The sequence below is a fragment of the Achromobacter sp. DMS1 genome, assembly GCF_001270295.1.
In genome coordinates this window covers 6,147-11,795 of record NZ_LHSJ01000255.1, presented here as the reverse complement: position 1 = coordinate 11,795, position 5,649 = coordinate 6,147, and the positions used below count along the sequence as shown (strand labels likewise).

The 5,649-nt window shown below is 67.6% G+C and carries 5 protein-coding genes and 1 pseudogene; 1 reads left to right on the top strand and 5 read right to left on the bottom strand.

Annotated features, from left to right (window positions below; all coding sequences use genetic code 11):
* Positions 1 to 888 (bottom strand): M23 family metallopeptidase (locus AD428_RS21640; RefSeq protein ID WP_053246552.1); only part of this gene is annotated, 888 nt, incomplete at its 3' end.
* A 43-nt stretch (positions 889 to 931) separates the two neighbouring features.
* Here AD428_RS21640 and AD428_RS21635 point away from each other — a divergent pair.
* Positions 932 to 1,423 carry a flagellar hook-length control protein FliK gene (locus AD428_RS21635; protein WP_053246551.1) on the top strand — a complete coding sequence of 164 codons (492 nt, stop codon included), beginning with the start codon at positions 932 to 934 and terminating at the stop codon, positions 1,421 to 1,423.
* Positions 1,424 to 1,671: 248 nt separating this feature from the next.
* Here the strand turns inward: AD428_RS21635 and lpxC are convergent, their stop codons facing one another.
* The 4 genes and pseudogenes from lpxC to AD428_RS21615 form a co-directional block, all read right to left on the bottom strand.
* Positions 1,672 to 2,595, bottom strand: a complete 924-nt coding sequence (lpxC, locus tag AD428_RS21630; protein ID WP_053246550.1) for a UDP-3-O-acyl-N-acetylglucosamine deacetylase — start codon at positions 2,593 to 2,595, stop codon at positions 1,672 to 1,674.
* 231 nt (positions 2,596 to 2,826) lie between these two features.
* A complete protein-coding gene (ftsZ, locus tag AD428_RS21625) occupies positions 2,827 to 4,008 on the bottom strand; it encodes a cell division protein FtsZ (RefSeq protein WP_053246549.1) in 1,182 nt (393 codons plus the stop codon).
* Between the two features lie 183 nt (positions 4,009 to 4,191).
* Positions 4,192 to 5,418 (bottom strand): cell division protein FtsA, encoded by a 1,227-nt coding sequence (gene ftsA, locus AD428_RS21620; RefSeq protein WP_053246548.1) that lies wholly within the window; start codon positions 5,416 to 5,418, stop codon positions 4,192 to 4,194.
* A gap of 4 nt (positions 5,419 to 5,422) precedes the next feature.
* Positions 5,423 to 5,649 (bottom strand): annotated as a pseudogene (locus AD428_RS21615) (cell division protein FtsQ/DivIB); the annotation flags it as partial.

Genomic DNA, 5,649 nt, shown 5'->3' with positions numbered 1-5,649 from the left:
GACCTCGAAATGCAGGTGCGGACCGGTGGAGCGGCCCGAGCTGCCGACCCGCGCCACGGGCTGGCCCCGCTCGACCAGCTCGCCCTGCCGGACCAGCAGCGTGGAGGCATGGGCATAGCGCGTGATGAGCCCGTCGCCATGGTCGATCTCGACCAGGTTGCCGTAGCCGGGGTGGAATTTCGCTTCCAGCACCACGCCGCCCGAGGCGGCCAGGATGGGCGTGCCGGGCGGCGCGGCGAAATCCAGGCCCTCGTGCATGGCGGTGCGGCCCGTCACCGGATTGCGCCGCCAGCCGTAGGACGAACTGAGGTAGGGATAGTCGGTAATCGGCATCGCGGTGGGCATGCGCGCCTGGTCGGCCGACCGCCGGGTGAGCGCCGCGTCCAGCAGCTTGAGATTGTCGGCCTGCTGGGCCAGGCGCGCCTGGATCTCGTCGAGCTGGCGGCCCAGCGCCTCGGCCGAGGCGGCGCTGGGAGGCGGATGGTCGGTAAAGAGGTCGTCCATGACCTGAGTGGCCTCGGGCTGGCCGGCCGCAATGGCGGCCTGGGGCCCCGTCGCGATCTGGGTGGCCAGTTCCGGGTCGGTATAGGCCACGCCCGCCGCGCGGGCGACGCGCTGCCCCAGCCCGTCGATGCTGACCAGCCTGGCCTGCAAGGCGCCCACCTTGGCGGCCAGCAGGTTCATGCTCTCGCGCAGGAAGTCGGCATCGCGGGCGGGCTGCTGCGCCAGCGGCCAGCCCACGGCGTGCACCTGCGGCAGCATGGGACTCAGATAGCGCTGGACGGCGGCGCCGGCGATGGCTGCGGTAACGAGTGCGGCCCCCATGAAAAGGGCCAGCCTGGCCCCGCCGAGAGTGAAACTCCCGGCCCGCCCGTCCCGGGCGTGCATAATGACTATTTTCAAGGTTCACATCCTATGTCTTGCAGCCGGCATGAATAGACCCGCTTCATACCGTCAACGTTCCAATGCCAGCCGGCGCGGCGAAGATACCGCCCTGGGATGGCTGGGTCATGACTCGCGGGGCGCCGGCGTGCTGGCGACCGCCCGCAAGCATCTACAGATTCAATACGCGGTGGCGGCCGTGCTGCCCGCGCCGCTGGGTTCCGTGTGCCAGGTGGCCAGGCTGGAAAACCAGCGCCTGCAGCTCGTGGTGCCCACGGCGGCGCACGCGGCCAAGCTGCGGCAGCTCGCCCCGCGCATCGCGCAGGCGCTCACCGACCGAGGCTGGAACCTTAGCGAAATCGCCGTGAAGGTACAAGCCGGCCTGCCCAAGCCCGGCATGCGCCAGCCGCCGCCGCCCAAAGAGGCGCAGCCCCTGGACGAAACCGCGCTCCACGCCTTCGAGGAACTGCAGGAGCGGCTGCGGCCCGGCCCGCTGGCCGACGCCGTCGCGCGCCTGCTCAGGCATCACAGGTCTGGCTGACTATAACGTCATTGCGCGCCGTCCGGCACCCGGGGAAACGAAGCGAAACCAGCAAGAGCCGAATGGCGGAGCGCCGGCCGGTATCCGGCGCCTGGCGGGATGCGTCCGCGTATCGTGCGGATGCCGTCCGCCGCCACGGCCCTCGGCCATTGGAGGCCGGGCGTTCGGCAGGCAGGCTGAAACCCGTGAAGCCCGAAACCAGCGGGAGCCGCGGCTGGGAAGGCCCGGCCGGACCTCAGATCAGCGGGTCAGGCGAGCTTCCACTCGTGGCGGAACGCCTGCGGCGCCTCGGCCTGCGAGTCGTAGGTGACGAGTTCCCAGGCGTCGCGTTGCGCCAGCAGGGCGCGCGCGAGCTGGTTGTTCAGGCCGTGGCCCGATTTGCAGGCCACATACCGGGCAACCAGAGGTTTGCCCAGCAGGTACAGGTCGCCGATGGCGTCCAGGATCTTGTGCTTCACGAATTCGTCGTCGTAGCGCAGCCCGTCGCTGTTGAGGACGCGGTATTCGTCCATGACGATGGCGTTGTCCAGACTGCCGCCGCGCGCCAGGCCCATGGAACGCAGCGCCTCGACCTCGTTCACGAAGCCGAAGGTGCGGGCGCGGGCGATCTCGCGCACGTACGAATGAGTGGCGAAGTCGATCTCGGCGAAATTGGCCGTGGAGTCGATGGCCGGATGGCGGAAGTCGATGGAAAAGGCCAGCGCGAAGCCTTCGTGCGGCTCCAGGCGCGCCCATTTCTCGTTGCGGCCCTCGCCTTCGCGCACCTCGACGGGCTTGAGCACCCGGATGAAGCGCTTGGGCGCGTTCTGCTCCACGATGCCCGCCGAGCGCAGCAGGTAGACGAACGTGGCGGCGCTGCCGTCCATGATGGGCACTTCTTCGGCCGTCAGGTCGACGTGCAGGTTGTCGATGCCCAGGCCGGCCAGCGCCGACATGAGGTGCTCGACCGTGGAAACGCGTACGTTGCCCTTCTGCAGCACCGAGGCCATGCGCGTATCGCCCACGCCTTCGGCCTGTGCGGGCAGGTCGACCACTTCAGGCAGGTCGACGCGGTGGAAAACGATGCCGGTATTGGGTTGTGCCGGACGCAGCGTCAGCTCGACCCGCCGTCCGGAATGGACGCCGACGCCTGTCGTGCGGACGAGATTCTGTATGCTGCGCTGTCGGAACATGATCTGGAATTTGAGTCAGAAGCCGGCAAAATGGCTGGAAAATTGCCGCCATAACCGAACTATTGTAACGCTGTCCGCATCCGGGCGCCATCGAGGCGGCGGATTTGGCCGAAAAAACCGTCCCTGTTTTCTTGCATGAAGAAAACAGACCTCTCCGCCTCCGGTCCGCCCGCGGGGACAGGCGGACCGGAGATGAGGGAGCAAGGTTAGAGCCCGGATCGGGCTCCAGGTTCAATCCGCCTGCTTGCGCAGGAAAGCCGGAATGTCGAAGTGGTCCATGCCCGAGCTTTCCAGCGCGCGCACCTGGGCCGATGCCTGGCTGCGCGGGTTGCGCATCACCGAGGGCATGTCCAGGTTGCGGTAGTCGCCTTGCGTGGACGGCATCATGTCCATGGCCAGGTTGTCGGTGCCGGTGCGCAGCGCCTCGGCGGTGTTCTGCACGAGTTGCGGACGCGACTGGGCGCGGCCCAGGCCGGTGGCGACGACGGTCACGCGCAGGTTCTCGCCCATGGACTCGTCGTAGGCGGTGCCGAAGATCACGGTGGCGTCGTCCGAAGCGTAGCTGCGGATCGTTTCCATGATTTCGCGCGTTTCGCGCATCTTCAGCGAGCGGCTGGCGGTGATGTTGACCAGCACGCCGCGGGCGCCGTTGAGATCCACGCCTTCGAGCAGCGGGCACGCGATGGCATGTTCGGCGGCCACGCGGGCGCGGTCGGCGCCCGAAGCCGTGGCGGTGCCCATCATGGCCTGGCCCTGCTCGCCCATGATGGTCTTCACGTCTTCGAAGTCGACGTTCACATTGCCTTCGACGTTGATGATCTCGGCAATGCCGGCGCAGGCGTTGTGCAGGATATCGTCCGCGGCGCGGAAGCAGTCTTCCTGGGTCGCGTCCTCGTCCATCAGCTCATAGAGGTTCTCGTTGAGCACCACGATGAGCGAGTGCACGTGCTTGCCCAGTTCGGCGATGCCGTCCTCGGCCATCTTCAGGCGCTTCGTGCCTTCGAAGGAAAAAGGCTTGGTGACCACGCCGACGGTCAGGATGCCCAGCTCCTTGGCCACTTCGGCCACGACGGGGCCGGCGCCCGTGCCGGTGCCGCCGCCCATGCCGGCGGTAATGAACACCATGTGCGCGCCGTTGAGCGCCGCGCGGATTTCCTCGCGCGCCGTTTCGGCCGAGGCGCGGCCTTGCTCGGGCTTGGCGCCCGCGCCCAGGCCGGTGCGGCCCAGGCGGATCTGCACCGGCGCATTGGTCGCCGCCAGCGCCTGCGCGTCCGTATTGGCGCAGATGAAGTCCACGCCGCTCACGCCGCTGCGGATCATGTGCGCGACGGCGTTGCCGCCCGCGCCCCCGACACCAACGACCTTGATAACGGTCCCTTTGGTGGTGTTCTCAAGCATCTCAAAGTTCATCATGATGACTCCCTCACAAGTCCGATTTGCAAATCACAAAATTCCCCAACAACCTATTTTTTGTGAATCGCCTCAAACACGTTGCCGGCCTGGCCCGCAACACGTGTGAGACGCCTCCCCTTGCGGCCCGTCCGGCGATACCGCCGCCGTGCGGGCCAGGAAGCGGGCCCCAACCCGCCTCCCCACTCAATTCATGAACCACTCCTTCATGCGCGCGAGCAGGCTCTTGAAGTTGCCCGTCTGCGCGGCCACCTTGCGGCCCCGCACGCGCTGCATGCGCGCTTCCTGCAGCAGCCCCATCACGGTCGAGAAGCGCGGATTGCGCATCACGTCGGCCAGGCTGCCTTCGTAGTCGGGCACCGCCACCCGCACCGGCTTGAGGAACACGTCCTCGGCCAGCTCCACCATGCCGGGCAGCTGCGCCGAGCCGCCGGTGAGCACCACGCCCGACGCCAGCAGGTCTTCGTAGCCCGAATCGCGCACGACCTGCTGCACCAGGGTGAACAGCTCCTCGACGCGCGGCTCGATCACGGCGCCCAGCGCCTGGCGCTTGACCTGGCGCGGACCACGGTCGCCCAGGCCGGGCACTTCGACCGACTCGTCCGGGCTGGCCAGCACCTGCTTGGCCACGCCGTAGCGCAGCTTGATTTCCTCGGCGTCCGGCGTGGGCGTGCGCAGCATGGCCGCGATGTCGTTGGTGATCTGGTCGCCGGCGATCGGCAGCACGGCGGTGTGCCGGATGGCGCCGCCGGTGAAGATCGCCACGTCGGTAGTGCCGCCGCCGATGTCGACCAGCACCACGCCCAGCTCCTTCTCGTCGGCCGTGAGCACCGCCAGGCTGGAGGCCAGCGGCTGCAGGATCAGGTCCTGCACTTCCAGGCCGCAGCGGCGCACGCACTTCACGATGTTCTGGGCCGCGCTGACCGCGCCGGTCACGATGTGCACGCGCACTTCCAGGCGCAGCCCGCTCATGCCGATGGGCTCGCGGATGTCTTCCTGGCCATCGACGATGAATTCCTGCGTCAGCACGTGCAGCACCTGCTGGTCGGTGGGAATGTTCACCGCCTTGGCGGTCTCGATCACGCGGGCGACGTCGGTGGCGGTGACTTCCTTGTCTTTCACGGCCACCATGCCGCTGGAGTTGAAGCTGCGGATGTGGCTGCCGGCAATGCCGGTGTAAACGTCGCGGATCTTGCAATCCGCCATCAGCTCGGCTTCTTCGAGCGCGCGCTGGATGGAATTCACCGTGGTCTCGATATTGACGACCACGCCCTTGCGCATTCCGCGCGACTCGTGCTGGCCCAGGCCCAGCACTTCGAATCGGCCTTCAGGCAGGATTTCAGCCACCACAGCCACCACCTTGCTGGTGCCGATATCGAGGGCGACGATAAGGTCCTTGATGTCACGGGTCATGGCGTTAGCGTTTCTTGGGTTTGGGTGTGGATTTGGATTGGGTTTCCGACGCGGGCAACGGGGCCAGCGCCAGGGCGAAACCATTGGGGTAGCGCAGGTCCGCCTGCGTGACGGTGCGCCCTTCCAGGCGCGCCGTCACCGTGGGCCAGGCCTGCACGAATCGTTGGATGCGGGCGGCGAAGGGCAAGGCGCCGGGCAGCCCGTGCGGATCCGGCGCGTCGCGCCCGGATC

Bases quoted from the DNA above. Each gene is read 5' to 3' on its own strand.
- ftsZ (WP_053246549.1), bottom strand. From the start codon at position 4,008: ATGATGAACTTTGAGATGCTTGAGAACACCACCAAAGGGACCGTTATC.
- AD428_RS21635 (WP_053246551.1), top strand. From the start codon at position 932: ATGAATAGACCCGCTTCATACCGTCAACGTTCCAATGCCAGCCGGCGC.
- lpxC (WP_053246550.1), bottom strand. From the start codon at position 2,595: ATGTTCCGACAGCGCAGCATACAGAATCTCGTCCGCACGACAGGCGTC.
- ftsA (WP_053246548.1), bottom strand. From the start codon at position 5,418: ATGACCCGTGACATCAAGGACCTTATCGTCGCCCTCGATATCGGCACC.